Annotated in this window: 21 protein-coding genes; 9 read left to right on the plus strand and 12 right to left on the minus strand. The window is 51.4% G+C overall.

Annotated features, from left to right (window positions below; translation table 11 throughout):
• Window positions 1–61 precede the first annotated feature (61 nt).
• The 5 genes from A9B99_RS03420 to A9B99_RS03440 are packed head-to-tail and all read right to left on the minus strand — an operon-like array spanning window position 62 to window position 4364.
• Window positions 62–1042: a 5-oxoprolinase subunit C family protein gene (locus A9B99_RS03420; RefSeq protein WP_064594619.1), complete on the minus strand. Its 981-nt coding sequence runs from the start codon at window positions 1040–1042 to the stop codon at window positions 62–64.
• Window positions 1032–1916, minus strand: coding sequence for a 5-oxoprolinase subunit B family protein (locus A9B99_RS03425; protein WP_064594621.1), 885 nt, complete (start codon window positions 1914–1916; stop codon window positions 1032–1034). Before A9B99_RS03425 ends, A9B99_RS03420 begins: the two co-directional genes overlap by 11 nt.
• Window positions 1906–3306 (minus strand): acetyl-CoA carboxylase biotin carboxylase subunit, encoded by a 1401-nt coding sequence (locus A9B99_RS03430; RefSeq protein WP_064594623.1) that lies wholly within the window; start codon window positions 3304–3306, stop codon window positions 1906–1908. Before A9B99_RS03430 ends, A9B99_RS03425 begins: the two co-directional genes overlap by 11 nt.
• A gap of 16 nt (window positions 3307–3322) precedes the next feature.
• On the minus strand, window positions 3323–3574 hold the full coding sequence (locus A9B99_RS03435) for an acetyl-CoA carboxylase (RefSeq protein ID WP_064594625.1): 252 nt from the start codon (window positions 3572–3574) through the stop codon (window positions 3323–3325).
• Between the two features lie 19 nt (window positions 3575–3593).
• On the minus strand, window positions 3594–4364 hold the full coding sequence (locus A9B99_RS03440) for a 5-oxoprolinase subunit PxpA (protein WP_197499248.1): 771 nt from the start codon (window positions 4362–4364) through the stop codon (window positions 3594–3596).
• A gap of 160 nt (window positions 4365–4524) precedes the next feature.
• Between A9B99_RS03440 and A9B99_RS03445 the strand changes: the two genes are divergently transcribed.
• Window positions 4525–5442 carry a LysR family transcriptional regulator gene (locus A9B99_RS03445; RefSeq protein ID WP_064594627.1) on the plus strand — a complete coding sequence of 306 codons (918 nt, stop codon included), beginning with the start codon at window positions 4525–4527 and terminating at the stop codon, window positions 5440–5442.
• Between the two features lie 58 nt (window positions 5443–5500).
• On the opposite strand, the gene A9B99_RS03450 is transcribed toward A9B99_RS03445, so the two are convergent.
• A complete protein-coding gene (locus tag A9B99_RS03450) occupies window positions 5501–6256 on the minus strand; it encodes an IclR family transcriptional regulator (protein WP_064594629.1) in 756 nt (251 codons plus the stop codon).
• Between the two features lie 402 nt (window positions 6257–6658).
• Between A9B99_RS03450 and A9B99_RS03455 the strand changes: the two genes are divergently transcribed.
• The 6 genes from A9B99_RS03455 (at window position 6659) to A9B99_RS03480 (ending at window position 11492) form a co-directional block, all read left to right on the plus strand.
• Window positions 6659–7051: a RidA family protein gene (locus tag A9B99_RS03455; RefSeq protein WP_064594631.1), complete on the plus strand. Its 393-nt coding sequence runs from the start codon at window positions 6659–6661 to the stop codon at window positions 7049–7051.
• A gap of 161 nt (window positions 7052–7212) precedes the next feature.
• A complete protein-coding gene (locus A9B99_RS03460; RefSeq protein ID WP_064594632.1) occupies window positions 7213–8049 on the plus strand; it encodes an ABC transporter substrate-binding protein in 837 nt (278 codons plus the stop codon).
• 44 nt (window positions 8050–8093) lie between these two features.
• On the plus strand, window positions 8094–8831 hold the full coding sequence (locus A9B99_RS03465) for an amino acid ABC transporter permease (RefSeq protein WP_064594633.1): 738 nt from the start codon (window positions 8094–8096) through the stop codon (window positions 8829–8831).
• Window positions 8828–9472 (plus strand): amino acid ABC transporter permease, encoded by a 645-nt coding sequence (locus tag A9B99_RS03470; protein ID WP_064594635.1) that lies wholly within the window; start codon window positions 8828–8830, stop codon window positions 9470–9472. The genes A9B99_RS03465 and A9B99_RS03470 overlap by 4 nt, the downstream gene beginning before the upstream one ends.
• On the plus strand, window positions 9469–10206 hold the full coding sequence (locus A9B99_RS03475) for an amino acid ABC transporter ATP-binding protein (RefSeq protein WP_064594637.1): 738 nt from the start codon (window positions 9469–9471) through the stop codon (window positions 10204–10206). Before A9B99_RS03470 ends, A9B99_RS03475 begins: the two co-directional genes overlap by 4 nt.
• Window positions 10207–10220: 14 nt before the next feature.
• Entirely contained in the window at window positions 10221–11492 is a 1272-nt protein-coding gene (locus tag A9B99_RS03480; protein ID WP_064594638.1) for an alanine racemase, read from the plus strand.
• A 59-nt stretch (window positions 11493–11551) separates the two neighbouring features.
• On the opposite strand, the gene A9B99_RS03485 is transcribed toward A9B99_RS03480, so the two are convergent.
• Window positions 11552–11947 carry an ACT domain-containing protein gene (locus tag A9B99_RS03485; protein WP_064594640.1) on the minus strand — a complete coding sequence of 132 codons (396 nt, stop codon included), beginning with the start codon at window positions 11945–11947 and terminating at the stop codon, window positions 11552–11554.
• Window positions 11948–12237: 290 nt separating this feature from the next.
• Here A9B99_RS03485 and A9B99_RS03490 point away from each other — a divergent pair, with 290 nt between their 5' ends.
• The gene (locus A9B99_RS03490) at window positions 12238–13596 is read left to right on the plus strand and encodes an 8-oxoguanine deaminase (protein ID WP_064594643.1); all 1359 of its coding nucleotides are present in this window, start codon (window positions 12238–12240) and stop codon (window positions 13594–13596) included.
• A 58-nt stretch (window positions 13597–13654) separates the two neighbouring features.
• Here A9B99_RS03490 and A9B99_RS03495 read toward each other — a convergent pair whose 3' ends face one another.
• Window positions 13655–15205: an EAL domain-containing protein gene (locus tag A9B99_RS03495; RefSeq protein ID WP_197499249.1), complete on the minus strand. Its 1551-nt coding sequence runs from the start codon at window positions 15203–15205 to the stop codon at window positions 13655–13657.
• A gap of 586 nt (window positions 15206–15791) precedes the next feature.
• On the opposite strand from A9B99_RS03495, the gene shiA reads away from it, so the two are divergent.
• A complete protein-coding gene (gene shiA, locus A9B99_RS03500; protein ID WP_064594648.1) occupies window positions 15792–17117 on the plus strand; it encodes a shikimate transporter in 1326 nt (441 codons plus the stop codon).
• 96 nt (window positions 17118–17213) lie between these two features.
• On the opposite strand, the gene A9B99_RS03505 is transcribed toward shiA, so the two are convergent.
• The 4 genes from A9B99_RS03505 to A9B99_RS03520 are packed head-to-tail and all read right to left on the minus strand — an operon-like array spanning window position 17214 to window position 22269.
• Window positions 17214–17810 carry an ANTAR domain-containing response regulator gene (locus A9B99_RS03505; protein WP_064594650.1) on the minus strand — a complete coding sequence of 199 codons (597 nt, stop codon included), beginning with the start codon at window positions 17808–17810 and terminating at the stop codon, window positions 17214–17216.
• Window positions 17807–19003 carry a transporter substrate-binding domain-containing protein gene (locus A9B99_RS03510; RefSeq protein WP_231889146.1) on the minus strand — a complete coding sequence of 399 codons (1197 nt, stop codon included), beginning with the start codon at window positions 19001–19003 and terminating at the stop codon, window positions 17807–17809. The genes A9B99_RS03505 and A9B99_RS03510 overlap by 4 nt, the downstream gene beginning before the upstream one ends.
• Before the next feature lie 60 nt (window positions 19004–19063).
• Window positions 19064–20782, minus strand: a complete 1719-nt coding sequence (locus A9B99_RS03515; RefSeq protein WP_064594652.1) for a nitrilase-related carbon-nitrogen hydrolase — start codon at window positions 20780–20782, stop codon at window positions 19064–19066.
• Window positions 20782–22269 (minus strand): purine-cytosine permease family protein, encoded by a 1488-nt coding sequence (locus A9B99_RS03520; protein ID WP_064594655.1) that lies wholly within the window; start codon window positions 22267–22269, stop codon window positions 20782–20784. The genes A9B99_RS03515 and A9B99_RS03520 overlap by 1 nt, the downstream gene beginning before the upstream one ends.
• Window positions 22270–22618: the final 349 nt, after the last annotated feature.

Raw genomic sequence — 22618 nt, forward strand, 5'->3', positions numbered from 1 at the left:
AACCTCCTGAAACGAGTAGAGACCAGTGATATATGCCGCGGGGCTTGCACCCCGGGCAGGGTTAACGCAACGCCTGAGTAAGCTCAGCCAGCCGGTGTTGTGATGCGCGACGGGCAGCCAGTGCCTCTTCCAGCGTGACAGGGATAAATTGCACCTGTTGATTAGGCTGTAATTGCCCAAGGATGGGCAGGTCACAGCTAATCACCGTACCCAGTGTCATATATCCGCCACCAGAAACGGCATCACGTAGCAGGACAATGGGTTCCAGCCCGCCAGGCACCTGCACAGAGCCAATAGGGTAACAGGCATCAACAATGTTAGAAGGGTCTGAGCCTGCGCCAAAAGGCGGCTCTTCTGGTTTAAACGTTAACGGCGTGCCACCTTTCAGCCGGTAGCCGGTTCGGTCGGCTTCGGTGCTGACATGCCAGGTATCGGCAAAAAAGTTATCAACAGCGGTTTCAGTCAGGCGGTGGATATACAACCCGGGCAGCATCCGCAATGTGACTGATTTCGGGAATGCCGTAAGTAAATCTTCCGGCACTGTTTTGCCTTCAAGCTGCAAGCGCTCCGCCGTTACTGGCAACACGGGCAACGAATCCCCTGCGGCGAGGCGCCTACCCTGGTAACCACCCAGCGCACCGAGCGTATAGGTTGAACGGCTACCTGACACCAGGGGAACATCAATTCCGCCCGCTACCGCCAGATACGCCCGGCAACCCTGGCGCGCCGGGGCAAAACGCAGGCGCTGCCCGGCGGCGATAAGTAAGGCCGTATTGTTGTTGGCTGGCTGGTTATCCACCATGGGCACCATGCCCGCACCGCATACAGCAACCAGGGTATTTTCAGTAAACTGCAATTCCGGGCCCAGCAGGGTCATTTCCAGCACGGCGTCATCCGGGTTGTTGCCCACCAGCAAATTCGCCATCTGCATGGAATAGGGGTCCAGCGCGCCAGAAGGCGGTATCCCCAGGTGGTAGAACCCTTCTCTTCCGGTATCCTGCACTGTGGTGGCAAGGCCAGGCTTGATAACATTAATGGTCATACAGCCCCCTTTTTAGTTGCTGAGGATACCCTTGCGGATCGTCAAGAAAATCAGCCAGCGCAAAAGTCACTTCACGGATTTCTGGCGTGAACTCGCCGCGTTGAACCTCTTCGCACAGTGTGTCATAGGCTGCACGGTCCACCGGGCGAAATTGCACAATGTCCCCCGCTTTGAAAAACACCATGTCCTGTTTGAGATACCCCAACCGTTGCGCCGGGTCATAGATAGGCATTGGCGTAATGCCAAACAACTGGTAGCCACCTGCGCCGCGCACCGAGTAAATGCAGCCGAAACACCCGCCATGGCCTAAAGACAACCCCGGTGTGTCGGTGCGTGGGCGCAGGTATTTCGGCACCTGTAACTGCTTTTGCCGTTCAACCATTTGGTACATAAATGGCAGGCCAGAAACAAACCCCACCATCGAAACAAACCAGGGCGTGTTGCTGTGAGCGGCGATGAATTCTGCGCTGTCTGCAAACCCGTTAATCTCTGCAGCGTAATCCAGATCACTGCCTTCCGGTGCCTGGTGGCGGTCACGAAAGCGCATCAGCGTTTCGTGTGTCCAGGGGTCGTTGTAAAATACCGGAACCTCAATGATCCGGGTTTCCAGGGTGTCGGCCTCCCCACTACTTCCTGCTTCCAGTGCCTTGAGTTGTTCCAGCAGCACATAAGGGTCGAGGGCATCCGGGTTAAAACGTACCTGAAAAGAGGCATTCGCCAGGCAAATATCCAGTATGCCGGGTAACTGAAGGGCTTCCAGCGCCCGCGTCAGTTTCAGCCCCCGGAAAAAAGCCTGCAAAGACATTTCCCGGTCAATTTCGGCGAAAAGGTGTTCATCACCGCCAAATGAGTAACGAATTGGGTTACTGGCCATAACGGCGTACCTCCCCGGCAGGCGTGGACGTACTCTGGTTGCGTTCAGCCAGCCACTGTTCGAGCGTAGTTGTGGTAAATTCGCCAGCCTCCAGTTGTGGAAGGCTCAGCAACCATTTATGCAGCGAAGCCGTGTTTTTCACACCGCGCAGTTCCAGAGAACCCAGTGCCTGCCGGGCTCGCTCCAGGGCCTGCGAGCGGCTCTCTCCCCAGGTAATCACTTTCGCCAGCAACGAATCATACCAGGGAGGAATGCGGTAACCGCTGTACACATGGCTGTCTACGCGTACACCTTCACCGCCCGGCCAGACTACGCCTTCAATCACCCCCGGGCAGGGAAAGAAGTTTTTGTCCGGGTCTTCGGCGTTGATACGCATTTCACAGGCGCTGCCATGCAGGGTGATATCCGCCTGCGCCAGCGTCAGAGGTTCACCATTGGCAATGCGTAACATCCACTGCACCAAATCCACACCAGTAACCATTTCCGTTACCGGGTGCTCTACCTGAATACGGGTGTTCATTTCAATAAAACAAAATTCGCCGCGCACCTCATCAAACAGGTATTCCAGGGTACCTGCGCCCCGGTAACGCAAGTGCCGGGCTAACTGCAGCGCACTGTCACACAAGGTTTTTCGTTGTTCGTCATTGAGTGCCGGTGAAGGCGCTTCTTCGAACATTTTTTGCCGCCGCCGTTGCAGAGAACATTCCCGGTCAAACAAGTGAACGACATGCTTGCCATCCCCCAGGATCTGCACTTCCACATGGCGGGCCCGGGCAATAAACCGCTCCAGGTACACCGCGCTGGAACCGAATGCAGCTTTGGACTCACTTTGTGCAACGGGGAATTCCCTGGCGAGAGCTTCATCGTTGTCTACCACGCGAATACCTCTGCCACCACCACCAGCCGCCGCTTTGATCATGCAGGGGTAACCAATCTGTGCAGCATGGGCCTGGGCTGCCTGAACCGTTTCCAGCACTCGTGAACCCGGTACCACAGGTACACCAGCTTCAGCGGCTGTACGGCGGGCCGCGGCTTTATCGCCCATCACACGAATCGTTTGCGCATCCGGACCCACAAAAATCAAGCCGGCCTGCTCCACGCGCTCTGCAAACTGCGCATTCTCAGACAAAAAACCGTACCCGGGATGAATGGCGTTAGCGCCACTTTGGGCTGCAGCGTTCAGTAACGCGTTAATATTCAAATAGCTTTGTGCGGCCTGCGCCGGGCCAATAATCACTGTTTCATCTGCCAGGTGAGCTGCAAGGCTGTCTTTATCTGCTTCACTGCAGGCCGCAACCACAGGAATACCCAATGCTTGTGCTGCACGAATAATGCGCACAGCAATTTCCCCACGGTTAGCAACCAGCAGTTTTGTTATTTTGCCTGCCATATTTCCTCCAGGGCGGTTATGCATTATCGGTTTTTATTATGGCTATCGTTTGCCCGGGCTCGATGGCATCACCATTTTGTATAGTTATTTCTGCTATCGTGCCTTCCACTTCAGCAAACACTTCACTAAATTGTTTCATCACTTCAATTAAGCCAATAACCGTATCTGCAGACACTACCTGACCGGGCTCAACAAAAGGTTTGGCGTCCGGTGATGGCTGGCGATAAAAAACACCAGGCAGAGGTGATACAACTTCAAAATCAGACATATTTTTCTCCAGATGATATTTATTTCGCCGCACTCGGGGAGGTAATTTCCACACCGTGGTGAATGAGTGCCGTTTTTACTGCACTAATAATTTCCAGAGCACCGGGGGTGTCGCTATGAATACAAATAGAATCAAAATTAATTGAGATAATATTACCGGTTACTGTTTTCACTTTCCCTTCAAGGCATGCCAGGAGAACTTTATCGACAATATCCTGTACCTTCAGGTACCCGGTATTGCGGGTGAAAACGATAACGCCTTGATCATCATAGGCCCTGTCTGCATAGAACTCGGTAACCACAGGCTGCCCCAGTTGCTGCGCCGAGCGCCAGACAGCGGTATTCTCCATGCAATACAGACAGAGTTTGCTGTCCAGTTGGTGTAATGTTTCCACAAACTGTTGCGCCGCAACTTCATCACGCGCCAGGTGCATATACAATGCACCGTGGGGTTTTATATGCTGCAATGGCAAACCAGACAAACTGGCAAATTCCCGCAATGCACCCAACTGATAAATAATATCGTTGATTAACTCACCTGCAGGGATAGATAAATGGCGCCGCCCAAAACCCTGTAAATCACGAAACCCAGGGTGCGCGCCAATTGCCACATTATTTATTTTCGCCTGTTCAATTGTTTTGCGCATAATATTTGGGTCACCAGCATGAAAACCAGTAGCAATATTAGCAGAGCTGATAACTGACATTAATGCGTCATCGACACCATCGCCAATCACCCATGAACCAAAGCTTTCACCTATATCTGAGTTAATGTCTACTCTTTTCATCATATATATTTCTTATTTATCGCAGGAGTTGTTTATTTAATATATGAGTATTTATTTTCATTCGGAAAGTAGTATTTTTAGATGGCGTAATATCAGAAAATCAGAAGGCTTAACATACTCAGCCTTTTAAGCCATGTGCCCCATAATACAGAGGAAGATGTTGATGCTAACCTTGCGCCAGGTTCGTTATTTTGTTGCCACCGCAGAGATGGGGCAAATCTCACTCGCCGCCGTTCACCTGAATATTTCGCAGTCAGCAGTAACGGGAGCCATTAAGGAACTGGAGCAGTTGTTGGGGAAAAAGCTGTTTTCCCGCTCTGTGCATGGCATGGTGCTGACCGGGCACGGCAATCACTTTCTCAACCATGCCTACACCATTTTGCAAACCGTCGATAATGCGGTGCGCAGCGTGCCGGTTAACGATAACGGTGTACGGGGAACCCTGCGCCTGGCAGCCAGTTACACAGTTATTGGTTATTTTTTGCCTTTCCATTTGCAGCGCCTGGCGCAGGACTATCCACATATCGATATTCAACTGTTTGAGTATGAGCGCCAGGATATTGAACAGGGGTTGCTGGGCCACTCACTGGACATGGCGCTGGTACTGACCGGTAACTTACGCCACCAGGATATCTACGCAGAAACGCTGTTTAACTCCACCCGGCGTTTATGGTTGCCTTCGCACCACCCGCTCTGTGCTAAATCACAAGTTACGCTGGAAGACGTTGCTGGCGAGCCATTTATCATGCTGACAGTAGACGAAGCCGCGGACAGCGCCATGCGCTACTGGGAGGAAGCCGGGTTTCGCCCGGATATCATATTGCGCACCAGCTCCGTTGAAGCCGTACGCAGCATGGTCGCAAACGGTTCTGGCATCGCAATTTTGTCTGACCTGGTGTACCGCCCGTGGTCTTTAGAAGGCCGACGAATTGAAACACGCTCGCTGGTGAATAACGTGCACCCGATGGGGGTTGGACTGGCCTGGCGAAATGACACCGAGTTCACGCCTGCCATGCTGGCGCTGCGCGAATATTTCCGCAGTGCGTTTATTACCCAGCAAATTAACATGGTGAGGCGTTAATGGAGGTGCCGGTAGTGGGCAGGTAACAGACCTTCCTGCCCCGGAGCTGCATCTGCATTTATGCAAAATTAGACAGTTTCTGCCCGGCAAGTATCAGCTCGTCCAGCAGCATTTTGCGACGTTCTGGCGAAGTGTCACGGCTAACCATAAAACAGACGGCGGCAACGGCCTGGCCATGACGCGAACAGACGGGCGCTGCCATACAGCAAGTAAAACTCTCAGATAGCCCTTCGGTAAGGCAATACCCCTGGTGGCCGGCACGATGTACATCGTCAAGAAAAGCCTGTTTATCCAGCACCTGCCCACCGGCAAGCCGGTAATCCTGTTCTGGGATCAAATCAAGAATAGCGCTGTCAGACCAGTGGCTGAGCAACAAACGCCCGGTCGCTGTCCAGGGAATGGGTACACGGACACCAATATCCGAGGTAATTTTAAACGGATGGGCATTGCTGCTTTCCGACAACACGACGGTGTACTTATTCCCCTCAAGCATGCACAACTGCACTGTTTCACCATGCTGTGCAACAAGTTCAACCATCAGTTGATGCGCTCGCCTGATCAGATCGTTATGCGCCATGTAATCCGCACCATAATAGTGCATTTCCCGGCCAAAAAAGACATTGCCATCCTGGTCCTGTTCAACCAGGCCGGCCTCACTGAGCAAACTGACCAGCTCGTAAACACTGGAGCGTGGAGCGCCAGTTGCCTGAATCAGGGAGCGAACAGGCATAGGTTGACGGGCAATATGCAACTGCCGAAAAATATCGATAACCCGGTCAACACCACGCGCCCGTGACGATTTTTCATCCGGCATAAACTAACTCTCCTGTTGTAATGGTACCAGGGTAATACACTAAAAAAGAGAAGCATCATACACTGCCATCGGCATATTACACACCTTGGAGCCATATTTTATTTATGTCGCACAGGTCACAGAATTGCCTTATGCTCTTTATTGGTGCCTCATTTTAGTGCTTTTATAATTAAACCTCAAAATCCATCTATTTAAATGAAATTACCTGCCTGATTGCTCCGGTTATTATTTTATTCCATCTGATAAAAATTAATTAATTTCACCTGAAGCTATTGCAAAAGAAAAATAGCTGTGCAAACCTTGCTCTATCCGGTATCGCAGACATTAGTCTGGTATATCAGACAATGAAATATACAGTTAATTCTGGGCATATTTTTCCTGTCATGAAAGGAGCGAATTTGCATGACAATAAAACGTTATGGCATTGAAGGTGGCACTGGTACTGGCGGGCAAAAACTGCCTTTTGCCCGCGCTGTTGAAGCCGATGGTTGGTTATTTATTTCCGGTCAGACCCCTATGCGCGATGGGGAAGTGGTTGAAGGCAGTATCATTGAACAAAGCAGGCTGGCCTTTGAGAACTGCCTCACCATTATGCGTGAAGCCGGGTTCCAGGTAGAAGATGTGGTACATGTAACGGCTGTACTTACTGACGCTCGTTATTTCAGTTCGTTCAACAAGGTATTCAGTGAAATATTCAGTGGCACACCTCCTGCGCGCATCTGCAGTGTTCAGGATTTGGTTGTTGACTGCAAAGTAGAAGTGGATATGAAGTGCTTCCGCTCAGACCGTAAATAATTATTTTTATTAAATTTAACACCAGCATACTTTTAATATATTACGCCAACACCAGGGCACCCTTTGGATTTTATAATTATCTTTACCAGTTGTTTTGATGATTTTCATTTTGCTGTGAAATAATTTTTTATATCACCTCCATCCAATAAGAGAGCATAAAAATGAATATACCATCCCTGAAAATCAGTGCCACTGTGGTTGCCAGCGCATTGATATTAGTAACACTGGCAGGCTGCACACCCACAGAAGAAAAAACGGGCGACAATGCCCAGCCGCAATCTGCGTTAAAAACAGTTCTGCAACGCGGCACTTTGCGAGTGGGCGATTGCCTGAGTTTTGCACCATTCGGGTTCTACGACAAACAAGGAAACCCGGATGGTTACGATGTTGACCTGGCAAAAGCACTGGCAAAACAGATGGGGGTAAAACTGGAAGTGGTGAATACCACCAGCGCCAACCGCATTCCTAATCTGCAAACCAATAAGGTCGATGTCGTTTTCTGCAATTTCACCCGCAATCTTGAGCGTGCGAAAGAAATCAGTTTCACACAGCCTTATGTTGTTGCCAGCGAGGCCATGCTGGTTCGGAAAAATAGCGGTATTCATTCTGCTCAGGATATGGGTGGAAAAACGATTGCTACCGTTAAAGGCTCAACAAATGGCGATGAAGTCCGCAACCTGGGTATTAATGTCAAAATTCAGGAGTACGACTCATCACAGGCAGCCATTCTGGCTGTGAAACAAGGCCAGGCCGACGCCATGATTGAAGATAACAACTTTCTGGCTTATCAGGCGAGCCTCGATCCTACGCTCACGGTAACCAACGAAGCCCTGGTGCCTTTGGAATACAACGCGTTTGGCGTGAAACAAGGCGACCAGGTTTGGGTTAATTATTTAAATGAGTTTCTGTTTGAAATTAATGCCTCCGGCGAAAACAGCAAACTTTATCAAAAATGGTTTGGCAGCAAACCACGTTACCCTCTGAACCCACAATATTGACCTCATGCGGCGCACAACAAGTGCGCCACAGTAAGGAGTGAAGAATGAGTTATCAATGGCTGACGTTGTGGCATTACGGGAGTACGTTTCTTTCCGCAGCATGGCTGACATTACAAGTCACCCTGCTGGCTTTTGCGCTATCGCTACTGCTTGGCATAGTGGCGGCGCTGGCCAAATCATCAGCATTCGCACCTGTTCGTTGGGTGAGCCACTGTTATGTAGAATTTATTCGTAATACCCCGGTTCTGCTGCAAATATTTATTGTGTTCTTCGGGCTGCCCTCTCTGGGCATCACCATGAGTGCATTCACCGCCGGTGTTCTGGCTCTGGGTATTAACATTGGGGCATATCTGTCTGAAGTCTTCCGCGCCGGGTTCCAGTCTGTACCCAGGGGGCAACTGGAAGCCGCATGGGTTCTGGGGATCCCCCGGCGGCAAATTTTCCTGAGCGTAGTGCTGCCCCAGGCACTCAGGGCGGTGTGGCCCGCCATTATCAATAACCTTATTCAGTTGTTGTTAGGCACTTCACTCCTGTCAGCTATTGCCTTGCCGGAACTGACCGGAACAGCCACTGTAATAAATGCCCGCACCCTGCTCTATGTCCAGACGTTTACCATTGTTGCCGCAATTTATTTGTTACTGAGCAACCTGTTTTCATGGGTTGGCAACCAGGTGGGGCGCCATATGTTTAATCCCCCGCTGATGTCTCCGGTAAAAAAGCCCACAGGCAATCTGTTAAAACTAAAGCGCATTAATCCATTTAAACGGGGGGCAGCATTATGACAGATATTATTCTCAGTGCATTTCCCATGCTGCTGAAAGGGTTAGGTACCACACTTCTGCTCTCTATTGCCGCAATAATTGGTAGCACGCTAACAGGCCTGCTTGCCGCTATTTTACGCACCAGCCAGTTGCCGGTTGCGAAACAGATTGCCTTGCTTTACACCGAGCTTTTCCGTGGTACACCTGTGCTGATTACGCTGATGTTTATCTACTTCGGTGTGGCTTATTTCGGCTATGAGATAAACCTGCTCGCAGCCGGTATTTTAGGGCTCAGTATTTATACCGGCGCCTATATTGCCGAGATATTCCGGGCAGGGATTGAAGCTGTACCAAAAGGTCAGTGGGAAGTTTCATGGATTCTGGGCTTATCCAAACGCCAGACATTCTTCAGCGTCATTCTGCCTCAAACACGGGGAATCGTATTACCACCATTAGTGGGCCAATACCTGTCGTTGATTAAGGATACTTCTATTATCAGCATGATAGGTATGTCTGAATTGATGCACCAGGGGCAAGCCATTGTCGACCGCATCGGCCAGCCCGTGGTGATTTACAGTCTGGTTGCCCTGTTCTATTTCATTATTTGTTTTCCGTTTTCTTATTGGGTTCAGCATCACCAAACCAGGAGCCAGTTATCATGAATAAATCTGCTATCAGCCTGAGCCGCATCACCAAATCTTTCGGTTCGACACAGGTACTGAAAGAGATAAGCCTCGATGTTATGCCCGGTGAAGTATTGGTGCTGATTGGTGCGTCCGGCTCAGGGAAAAGTACGGTATTGCGCATTATGAGTGGCCTTGAACATGCCGACGGCGGTGAGATCTGGGTCAACGATGTTCCCCTTCATGACAGTAAACGTAGCCGTGAGATTTGCGGACATGTTGGTATGGTTTTCCAACAATTCAATCTGTTTCCACACAAAACCGCATTAGGCAACGTCACACTGGCTCTGATTAAAGCGCAAAAAATGCCTGAATCTGAAGCAAATAAGCGTGGTATGGCTGCACTGGAGCGTGTTGGCCTTGCTGAACGCGCTAACCATTATCCGGCGCAGTTGTCGGGGGGGCAGCAGCAACGTGTCGCCATTGCGCGGGCTCTGGCCGTCGAACCTAAAATCATGTTTTTTGACGAAGCAACATCAGCACTTGACCCTGAACTGGTTGGTGAAGTGATGGAAGTGATGCGCAGCCTTGCCCGCGATGGAATGACCATGGTTGTCGTCACACATGAGATGGGGTTTGCAAGGAAAACAGCAGACCGGGTGGTATTTATGGATCAGGGCATCATTGCCGAGCAAGGTTCACCTGAGCAACTGTTTGTTAATCCGCAGAACCCTCGCACTCAGCAATTTTTATCGCGCGTACTTGAACATTGATTCCGGGAGAAACTATGTCGATTACATTTCCACTACAGGTTGACGGGCAACTGGACCCAATTCAGGAAGTGCCGCACTTCAAATCTGTTGCTGGCGCAGGTAATACCCCACTGGTTCCCGGCACACAGGTTCTGGATGGCAGCGCCACCTTTTCACCCATGATGGTGATGAAACAAGTCGCGCTGGAGAACAACCTGCAACAACTCGCCGCTTTCTGTAAAGAAAATGGCGTATTGCTGGCGGCTCACGGTAAAACATCGATGGCTCCGGCAATTTTACGGCGCGCAATTACTGAAGGTGGTGCCTGGGGTTTGAGTGCAGCAACCCCCGCTCAGGTGCGTGCATTACGCCAGTTTGGTATCCGTAACGTTTTTCTGGCAAACGAACTGGTTGACCCGGCAGGCATTCGCTGGATTGGGCAATGGCAGCAGCAACACCCTGATCACAGTTTTCTCTGCTATGTTGACTCATTGCGCGGAGTGCAGTTGCTGGAACAAAACCTGGGCACGACGCCAGTTTCCGTGCTACTGGAAATGTCTGTCTCCGGGGGGCGAACTGGTTGCCGCTCTCAACAGGCGGCGCTGGAAATTGCCCGGGCCATCCAGTCCAGCCCGGTACTTAACCTGGTTGGTGTGGCGGGATATGAAGGCGCACTGGGAGCCGGGCGTAACGCTGAAGGTATTGCGCAAATACAACAGTATTGTGAAATGCTGGTAGATACAGCACGCGTACTGGCGCAATCCCAGTTATTCAGTAGTGATACCATCATTCTGAGTGCCGGTGGCGGCGCCTGGTTTGATGTGGTTACCCACTGTTTTAAAAATGCCAGCCTGCCACTGCCTGTGGTGCCATTAATTCGTTCTGGCGCTTACATGGCCCATGATAATGGGCTGTATTCCCGTATTGCACCTTTCGCACAACCCGGCGCCACCCACCACTTTATGCCCGCGCTGGAAATTTGGGGGCGGGTATTGTCACGCCCGGAGCCTGGTCTGGCATTTGTTGATTTTGGCCGCCGGGATGTCCCCTTCGACCAGGATTTACCCAACCCACTATGGTTGCGTGACAGTAACGGCGCAAATCCGCGCAAGGCTGAACACCTGCGCATTAGTGAAGTCAACGACCAGCACGCTTACCTCATCCTGCCGGAAGGTGAAGTGTTGCAACCTGGCGACTGGGTGGGTTGTGGAATTTCGCATCCCTGCACCGCCTTTGATAAATGGCGTTATCTGCCGATGGTGGATGAAAATTATTGTGTTACCGATACCATAGAAACCGCCTTCTGATGAGGCATGTTCCCGGTGAAGGCCCGGTTTTACCCGGTGCCTTTTACACCAGTGGCAGTTTATGATTTTCCCATGTTTTGCAGAACGCTTAACGCACGCTCCGCATCTTCAGCAGCAACAAACAGGTGGTCGTGATAAAACCCGGCCACCACATTACAACTTATTTGCTGAGCGGCTAACGCGCGAGAAAACGCAGCCGTCAGCCCAACGGCCTCCAAAGATGAGTGCACTTCAAGAGTTATCCATGCTGCCACGTAGTCGCACGGGAAGCCGGATTCACGGGCAACATCTTCCGGTAAAACCAGCGTAATGCCTTCCTGCTCACGCACCACAACCACTGCGTGAGTCGCTAACTGTTCCGGTAATGTATTGGTCGTGCAAAAAACATAACGGCCAGGGTTATGGCGTGGTGATGCAGAAGCCAGCAGGCGCTCCAGGTTGGTTTCTCCAGACATTGTCTCTCCTGTTTAATCACTTTTTATTCAGTGACAGTAAACATAAACCGCACGGTATGCCACCCGTTAACACAAAAATCACCGTTAACAGTAATCAGCTAAGAAACCGGGTGGGAGGTGAGCCAGGTACCATTGCAACGGGCAGGTTCCCCACTTGCCTTTTCTGGCAAACGTTTTAATATCGCCCTGTTCACCTGAACCCCTGGATCAGCAGACAGGGCATAACTGAGCTGGCTCACCCTTTGTTTAACAACGCGTATTTTGCGCGTGAATACAGACAGGAGCCACTCATGGCCGCTCAACGTATCTGGTTAAAAAACCCGCTGGCAATCGCCCTTCCCACTCACTGTGATGGCCGCGGAGGTATCGTGGTGGAAGGTAACCTGGTTGATGAAGTCATCCCGGCGGGTGGGCAACCCGCACGCCCTTGCGATGTCGTGTTTGATGCCCGCGAGCATGTGGTTCTGCCTGGGTTAATTAATGCCCACCACCACTTTTACCAAACCCTGACCCGCGCCTGGGCACCCGTGGTTAACCAACCCCTGTTTCCCTGGCTGAAAACGCTGTACCCGGTTTGGGCACGGCTGACACCAGAAGCACTCGCACTGGCAAGCCAGGTGGCAATGGCGGAGTTATTACTTTCCGGTTGTACCACAGTGAGCGACCACCACTATTTATTCCCCGGTGGGCTGGAATCTGCCATTGATATTCAAATTGAAGCCGTTAACCAGTTGGGTATGCGCGCCTTACTGACGCGAGGCTCCATGAATCTGGGCGAAGATCAGGGTGGCCTGCCACCGCGCCACACCATTCAGGACAGCGATACCATTCTGGAAGATAGCCTGCGCTTAGTAAAACGTTACCACCAGCGTGGGCCAGGTGCCCGTATCCAGATTGGTCTTGCTCCCTGCTCCCCGTTTTCGGTTACCCGTGAATTAATGCAGGAAATTGCCCGCCAGGCAGAAGTGCTGGATGTACGCCTGCATACCCATCTGGGTGAAACCAACGATGAGACACAATATTGTCTGGCCCATTTTGGGCAACGCTGTGTGGATTACCTTGAAGATGTGGGTTGGCTGAGTTCCCGGGTCTGGCTGGCGCACGGCATTCATTTTAATCAGCAAGAAATTGCCCGGCTGGGTGCTGCTCAGGTGGGGATTTGCCACTGCCCGGTGTCCAATATGCGCCTGGCCTCAGGGATATGCCCCACCGTGGAACTGGAGCAGGCTGGCTGCCCGGTAGGCCTGGGCGTGGATGGTTCGGCTTCTAACGATGCGTCCAACCTGATGTCCGAAGCACGCCAGGCATTGTATTTGCAGCGCCTGCGCTATGGTGCCGGGGTTATCACCCCAGAGCGCGTCATTGGCTGGGCAACAACCGGCTCAGCCCGCTTGCTGGGGCGCACAGATATAGGCGAAATTGCGCCAGGAAAACAGGCAGACCTGGCACTCTTCCGCCCACAAGGGCTGGCATTCAGCGGCAGCCACTCGCCCCTGGACGCCCTGATATTGTGTGGAGCACAACAGGCAGACCGCGTGATGGTTGCCGGGGAGTGGCGTGTTACCAATGGCGAAATTATCGGCCTGGATATTCCTGAACTTATCAGTAAACACCAGGCTGCCGCCAGGCAGATAATTCGCCAGATTTAACCCGGTTTGTTTATTCCCCGGCAATGGTTAACCGGGGAAGCCCGAACGGTTACCCACATTAATGGCTGGCAACGACTGACGCAGCCATTGTTTTATCCAGAGGGCGATAAAAGTACCAGCCCTGAGAAAAGGCTTTTGGGATCTCACGGGAGATAAAATGCACCTGATAAAGATGTTCCACACCTTCAAAAACAATGTCTTTTTCTATTTCCCGTAACAGCACAATCAGGTTCATCAGGGTTTTGTTATTGATTGAATCTGTACCGATGGCATCGGTAATAAATTTATCAATTTTAATTTTGTCGTAATTGTTGCTGGTGAGCCACGAGATATTGGAATAACCGGTGCCAAAATCATCGATAGCGATATTGAAGCCGCGGTTACGTAATACACGCATGCCCACATCCACATCTTCTGTGGATGCATTAGCACGCTCTGTGATTTCCAGCACGACCTGATGTGGCGACAAGCCAACGACATTCACTAATTCGCTCAGATAATCAATAAATGTGACATCGCGAATATCATCCGGAATCACATTAATGCTGACAAACAAGTTATGTTTTTTCAGTGTCTCGCTAATTTCACGCAGTGCCATCTTTGTCACTATACGGGTAATTGCCTGCGCCTGCCCGGTCTGCTCTGCAAGGGGAATAAAGATATCCGGCGAAACATCACCCAGCAATGAATCACGCCAGCGAATCAGTGCCTCAAACCCCACTATTTCCCCGGTTATCGTGCGGACAATCGGCTGGTAGACCAGTGAAAAGTTTTCATTCCGGATGGCTCTCTTCAGCCTGACATCCATAGACACCCGGCGGCGACGGTAGAAGAACAGCAGATAACTGGCCGCCAGCCCCACACCCAGCCCGGTACTAACCAGTGCCACCAGACCCCATGCAGGTAAATCTGTCACATCGTTAAGGACAGCACTGATTCGCACGCACATACTACCTTTGGGCCCACAGCGTTCGATCCCATAGACATGGCGCTTCAGACCCAGCCTGTCATACAAGCGACCGACAGGCAGCGTACCAGACTGACGGATGACTTTGCCGGTTTCTTCCTGAACCAGTGAGAGCATCAGGCCATGCTCACGCACATTTCGGTCCATCGTTTCCATCATCATCGGGGAAACAAACAACACAATGTCACCACGGGTTATCACATCAGTAGCTATTCCCTTGCCCAGCAAAGACGCGTTATTGAACATCAACCCAGTGCCAATTTGCGTGACCACCTGGGGAACGGGCACCTGAACAGGCGGAAGCACCGCACCAGACGATGTGCAGGTCATCAAACCATGGTGCGAGATGCCAATTTCACGAATAAACTCATACTTCCATAAATCATTTTTTAGCTGTCTGACTGTATCCGGGGTACAACTCACATCGCTATATTTGTTATTGAGATGATTTAACGCACTACGAAATTCTTCCGCCACTTCCGAAACACGGTTAAGAATAATAACCGCACTGTTATCAATGACTCTTTGTTGGAGTACCCGGTATCCCCAGGAAACAACACACATAAAAACAACGAACACGCATAATGGGAAAACTGAAAACAGAAACCGTTTTTTTGCCCGCCATTTTCGCGCTTCGGACATATCTGTATCCCCTTTAAACAGAGAACTTATTAGTGCGCATCTGAATAATGATGCTTTAACACCCAATAACCAGCCAGGAGTTGTCAAAACACGAAGTTGTGATTTAACCACACTCAGCAACTTTTTCGAGATTTTTCCGCAAATCAGGCAAACACCACCCGGCATGACACACTCAAGGTAAAACGCCTGCTGGTAAAACGCTACCACTACGCGGTAAAGGGCGACATCATACAAGCCAGTTGCTGAGTTGAGTAGCCATAATCAATGAAAGGTTTTGGCTTGTTGGCCACCTACGCCTATTTTGGCGATTTTCTCCGCATGCAGAAGTGTTTACATTAAAACACGCTGCATTTTTCGGCTCACACGTTATTTTCCTTTGCCATTTTCAGTCTTTAAAAAATGCATTAACTCTTACCATTAACGGAAATCCGGCACCTGGCGGGATTTATTCGCTAAAACTGTTTTCTCTCACGTCCAGTCAGGGTAGTCTCATAAGCAAGCCTTATTTTTTGGCAATAACTTTGTGAGTATTTACGACACCAATCAAAACCTATAACTACAAATGATGTAACAAGACAGGATAACTATGGATACAACACTTGCCTCTTCTGCTTATGAAGAGCATACCGTTGCATTGTCACGCGCAAAACGGGCAGCCTGGGGGAGTTTCGCAGGCGCAGTGGTAGACTGGTATGACTTTTTACTCTATGGCATTACTGCGGCACTGGTTTTCAACCATGAATTTTTCCCGCAAATAAGCCCGGCGATGGGTACTCTGGCAGCATTTGCCACCTTCGGCGTGGGCTTTCTGTTTCGCCCGCTGGGCGGTATTATTTTTGGGCATTTTGGCGACTTACTTGGCCGCAAACGCATGCTCATGCTTACCGTCTGGTTGATGGGCTTGTCAACCGCCTGTATTGGTTTGCTGCCGTCTTTTGGTTCTATCGGTTGGTGGGCTCCTGCCCTGCTGGTATTGCTGCGTGCTATTCAGGGTTTTGCCGTTGGTGGCGAATGGGGTGGCGCGGCGCTGCTGTCTGTTGAAAACGCACCTGTTGGCAAAAAAGCCTTTTATAGTAGTGGTGTCCAGGTAGGTTATGGCGTGGGGTTATTGCTCTCTACGGGCCTGGTTTCTCTTATTAGCCACTTCACCAATGACAGTCAGTTCCTTGAATGGGGATGGCGTATTCCGTTCCTGTTCAGTGTGGTTCTGGTACTGGCCGCGTGGCGTATTCGTAACGACATGGAAGAATCTGTCGAATTTGAAAAACAGGCGGTAACAAAACCGGCCTCTGCCCGCCGCACGTTGCCGGTAATAGAAGCGATTCGCCGCCACCCGGGGAGTTTTTTACTGATTATCGCCCTGCGGCTGTGTGAATTGCTGACGATGTATATCGTTACTACCTTTGCGCTGAATTACTCCACAGTTAACCTCGGCATGCCCAGGGAGCTGTTCCTGAATGTTGGGTTGTGTGTGGGGGCGATCAGTTGTTTCACCATTCCACTGTTCGCCCTGCTGGCCGATAAATATGGACGTAAACGGATTTATATAACCGGGGCACTGATTGGCGCGGCCAGTGCGTTTCCTTTCTTTATGGCTCTGGAAGCTCATTCGGTTGCTGGCATTATCATTTGCTCCCTGCTGCTGGCAAACCTGGCGCATGATATGGTGGTGTGTGTTCAGCAACCCATTTTTACTGAGCTGTTTGGCGCCAGCTACCGCTACAGTGGTGCCGGTGTTGGCTACCAGGTTGCCAGTGTGATTGGCGGGGGCTTTACGCCGTTTATTGCTGCGGCCCTGGTCACCTTCTCACAGGGTGCCTGGCACAGTGTGGCAATTTACCTGATGGCCGGTTGCCTGTTGTCTGCCGTGGTTGCGTTTTTGATGAAAACACCGGCGACCAATAACGAGTAACATGCCGCCCCAGTCAGGCTCATTGCCCTGGTAACAATGCGATATTTTTAGTCTGATGGCACAGGTTTTTCTTTCGATAAACCTGTGCCCGTTCAGCTATTTCCCACTCAATGCGCCTAGCTGTATTTCTGACTGGCTAACCAGCTCAATACTGAATTGCTCAACGGTTTTTTGCTGTTCCATTGCCAGGGTTCTTAACCTGCTGTAAGCCGAGTTTTCATCCAGCGTAAAGTGGCGCATAAGTAACAGTTGTGCAGAAAAGACAAAGCGCCTGGCCTTAAGGCGCTCTTCCATTTTCTGTACACTGGCTTCAAGCAACTGGCGATGTTGCCAGTTATGCAACGCCAGCGAAACCGCAGTCAGTAGCCCATCGTAACGCACGGGTTTACGCATATGCCCGTCAATCCCCTGGGCAATCACCCATTGCAGGCGGGATGGCGTTTCGTTGCCAAGCAGCGCGATTCGGGGCAACACAGGCCAGGGAAAAGCGTCGCCACCGTTCAAATCCGGGTTATCACTGTCAAAAATCAGCGCATCAACTTGCGCGCTATCGTTGTCAAGGGAAGATGCCACCAACCGCCGGGTTTTCATACCCAAACGCAGGCACTGTTGCTCAAGGTTCTGTGCTGTTTGCTCATCACACCCCACCAGCCCGAGAGACAACCCACGCACTCGCCAGGTATCTTTTCTCATCCGCCCTCCTGCTCCAGCGGAGACGGGTTCTCCACCAGTTCATTCAGGTCAACCCAGGTTAGCCAGGGGTCGGGTTTCACGGGCTCAGGTGACTGCCACAAGATCTGAAAACGGCCATCGGCACCGCAGCGTGCAAGGCGGGGCGTTAGCCAGGCATGGTTATTTTCCGGGTCAATTCGTGTACACCCTCCTGGCCCTTCAATTACGTCCTGATACACAGCCTGGCGTACATCAGCGACATCGGCAGAATGTGCCCGGGCAATGGCCCGCGCCAGAAAATGCCCGCTCAACCAGGCCGCTTCGGAATCCACGGAAGGCGAGCTGTGCTCACCAAAACGCTCGCGATAACGTTGCAAAAAGCGCTGGTTTTCTTCGCGCTCAATACTCTGGAAATAAACGGCAGATACCAGGTAGCCCTCCAGTGCGGCGCTGCCCACGATATCCACTTCAGGTTCACAGAGTGTGAGGCTCAGTTTCACGCGTTCCGGAGAACGCAGCCAGGCATGCTCTGCTGCCGCTGCGTGCCATGCCTGGTAGAAACGGTATGCAGTGACACCCACCAGAGTGACCAGTACCACAGGCGGGCGTTTTTCAATGATGTCATCAATCACGGCCTGAACATCGGTTTCACCCAGCGCCAGCAGGCGGCTTGCCAACAGCTCCCCTCCCACTGGCTCTATTGCCTCGCGGGTGATACGGTCAATTTCCCATGACCAGACGTAATTGGAACCAACGTGGTAAATTTGAGGTTCATATTGCTCCAGCACATATTTAATCATGGGGATAACGTGCTGGTTAGGTGCGGCACCAAGGTACATCACATTGTTGCTGCTTTCGAAACCTTCATAGCGTGCTGAATGCCATAACAACGCATCGGCACTTTCAATCAGTGGCAGGATCTGCTTGCGTGATGCCGAGGTATAGCAGCCCACAATGTGTTTCACACCATGGCGATGCAATAATTCACGGCAGTATTCCGCGTATTTTTCCAGCGAACCGGCCGGGTTAAGCACCACCGGAGCCAGGGTAAAATTGTAGTCAGGCGACGCATTCGCCTCTTCTATTGCCAGCAGAATGCCATTAAGCATCTCACGCCCGATAACACCGTAATGTCCGGAAAGGGAATAAAGGATCCCTACCGGCACAACGGTTTTTTTCTCTTCTGCCTTCAATGAATCGGGGGTTGAAATCACGAATCCTCCGGGTAAAAACAGGCCGGGGCATAGCGCCCAACGGCCCAGGGTAACACCCGCTTACAGCGGTTCCTGCCTGGCTTTAATCAGTGGCAGGTAGCCATTTGTCTGGCGCATCGCAACCAGGTCCTTGCGCCTTACCACATTGGTGGGGTAAGGCGTATCCAGGTTGCTGGTATCCATAGTTAAGGTTACCAGCCCCTGCTCATCCAGCAACAGGCTTTCATGGCGCGGGAACGCAAAGGTATCCGGGCCAAAAATACCACTCAGGCCCAGGGATTTACCGGGCTGGTAACTGTTCGCCCAGGCCAGGTAACAGTTATTTTCCCCGGCACGCACGCGCGGAACCAGCCAGTGATATTTATCGGCACCGCGCGGGATGGGGTAATTGTGTGGTATCTCTGAACCACCATGAGCGCCCGGCGCGGGCTCGCCCATTGCCGCCGGGCAGGCAAGCAGGTCGCACCCCCGCAGAGCCAGAATACGCCCGGCTTCCGGGAAAGTAATGTCTTCACCAATCAGTAACCCCATCCTTCCACAGGGGATATCCACCGTCACCCATTTATCACCGGGTATTGCCCAGGTTTTATCTGCTTCGCTGAGGTGGATTTTGCGGTAAGCACCCAGAATACCCGCCGGGCCAACCGCAACCGCGGTGTTGAAGCATTGCCCGGCATCAGCTTCAACCAACCCGGTAACCAGTGTCATTTTCAGGCTGACAGCCAGTTGAACCAGTGCTGCCACTTCAGCCCCGTGCAGGTGTAATGCCTGCGCAGGCCCCTGGTATGGTCCCGAGAGTGAAAACTCAGGGAACACCATGACTTCAGCCCCTTTTTCCTGTGCCGCAGTCGCCAGGTGGCGGATATGCGCCAGGTTATGTTGCACATCATGTTGTGGGGTAAACTGCCCGACAGCAATTTCAGAGACTTTCCCGTCCGGCAGTGAAGATCGCTGGTAAAGGTTGAAAAAATCCAGTGGGTTCCAGGTGTAACTGTCATTCATCAATTCCAGGTACTTTTCCGGGCGGCGCTGGCAGACACGAGGGGCTTTTTCGCCACGCCCCGGCGTTATCTCACCCAGCACAATACCGTCGCCACTGTCGGTACAGGCCTGAATACTGCCATCCGGGTTTATCACGCAACTGCCGCCGCTGAACTGCACACCGCGCTCCAGCCCCCAGCGGTTGCTTTCAATCAGGTAGCAGTCATTTTCCCAGGCCCGGTTAATCCAATACGGTGCCGGTGTCCGTTCCGCCAGCCAGTTGCTGATATGGCAGATAACATCGGCATTCTGCACCCCGGCCAGGCGGGCTGTTTCAATAAAATGGATATCCATGCAAATCAGCATGGCAATACACCCGACGGGAGTTTCAAATACTGCATGCCCTTTGTCGCCATTTGCCGCCCACTTCGGCTCAGAAATATACGGGTGAGTTTTACGGTGAGTGCCAATTACGCCGGACGGACCAATTAGCGCCGCCGAGTTGTAGTACAACCCGGTTTCGACATCCACTTCTGGCATACCCAGCACCAGGTAACAGTCATAACGTGCTGCCAGCGCGGCAAAGCGCCGGGTTGTCTTGCCAGGGATAGTGTCCACATAAGGCGCAATTTCTTCACGGTTTTGCCAGCAGTAACCACTTACCCCCATCTCTGGCATAACCAGCAGTTTCGCGCCCTGCTCTGCGGCCTGTTCACATAAAGCCAGCAACGCCTGAATATTTTCTTCCTGGCGAAACATCGTCGGTTCAAACTGAATCGCTGCAACCTTTACTGTCATTAGTTCATCTCCGTAGCAGACTGTTTATTGGGAGCCGGACACAGGCTGGACTGTGAAGGTGACCAGTTGGTTACGACATCCTGCGGGAATTGTGTGAAGTAGTAGCGGCCACGGGTTGCTACGCTGAAAACAACATGCAGCACCGGGCCAGCCAGCATGGAGATAAACGAGGCGTAATACATTGGGTAAGCGCCCAGAATACCGGCGGCACCAATTGCCACGGCAATCAGCAACGCGAACACTCCAGCCGGGTTCCATGAGTGCAGGTACTCTTTGCGGTATTCCACAAAATCAGAGGGAGCAAGGTTCAGTAATTTACGGCAAACCAGGTAGTCCGCCAGAATAATAAACACCCAGGTATTCGTTAAAATACCGGTAATAGACAAGAAGGTACCGGTATACTGCAGAATATTGCAGATGTAGAACACCACACCAAGCAACCAGACCAACAGCATCCACCACTGGCGTCCTGGGCGGTAGTTAAATGCCATATCCATGGTATTGGACAGTGCTATTGAACCGGAATACAGGTTCAGCACGTTAATACGAATTTGCGTAATCACCGCAAACACCACACCAACCAGTGCCAGGATGAACGGGAACACAAATCCCGGGTCCATTGCGAGCGAGAACGGGTTGGGGTTGTCGATATGCGGCATCAGCGTGTACGCCAGAAACGCACCAAACAGCATCACTACCACTATGGGCAGCAACATCCCCAACATAATGCCCGCGGTGCCTTTATGAGTCACACCAGGCTTTGCAAAGCGTCCATAGTCCGTTGCCATCAACCCCTGGAAAACAATCTGCCCATTCGCCATATTCATAACCAGCCACAACGATGTGCTGTTCACTTCACCACTGGCATGCCAGCCTGATGGCCCGACGGCATCGTAATGATGAGTCAACTGGTAGATACAAAACCCGAACAGCAGAATAAAAATGGGCACGCCCCAGGTTTGCAAGAACTGCATTGATGACATGCCTTTCCACACAAACCAAATTGCCACCAGGCCTGTGCAGGCAAAGATCATCACACCAGCCAGTGAATTCACTTCCACCCCGGAGTAATTAGCAATGGCATGGGAAACAATGGTGCCTTCAAACAGGAAGTAGAAAATGAAGTTGATGGCATAAATGGCCGAGGTAAACGCGGAGCCCATATACCCAAAACCGAGGCCCCGGGTCATAAGATTCAGCGATAACCCTTCTTTGCTCGCCAGTTTCATGATGCAGGAACCAATAATGGTTGCGAACACCACCATATAACCAATCGGCAGTAACATAGTGGGCCAGCCCACCAGGTTGCCCATATCTGCCCCAAGGCTGAACCAGAACATAGCAGTTGAGTTACCCAACAACACCAAAATAATGGCAGGTATTGGCCAGCGGTAGTGCTTTGGCACCCGGCCAACGGCGTAATCTTCCACCGCTTCGGCTTCAGTAATATCTTGTGGCCCCTGGAACCACTGTTTAAGTTTACTCATATTTGTCACTCCAAAGGCATAAAAAAGCCCCGCCAGCTCATTGAGCTGCGGGGCTTCTTTGCCTGAATTCTGTTAGTTTCACTGCGCCTTACAAAGACGCCAGCGTGGAGGTACAACGGCATGAACGGCGACGCTGCCTGCCAGGCCCAATACGGGGCGAGGCCATGCAACCCGACTAAAGCAAAAGTAATGCCAGTTAACAGGTTTTTTCTTTAGTGATATGTTTCTAAAATCTTTTTCATAGTTTCGTACATATTCCATTTATTGCCACTACACTACCGGGGTGCACCACTGTAGTGCGTGATGGTGTTATGAAAGTGCAGCGCCACGGACGCCTCAATAATTTAGA

This window comes from Mangrovibacter phragmitis, assembly GCF_001655675.1.
In the GTDB taxonomy this organism is placed as follows: Bacteria; Pseudomonadota; Gammaproteobacteria; order Enterobacterales; family Enterobacteriaceae; genus Mangrovibacter; species Mangrovibacter phragmitis.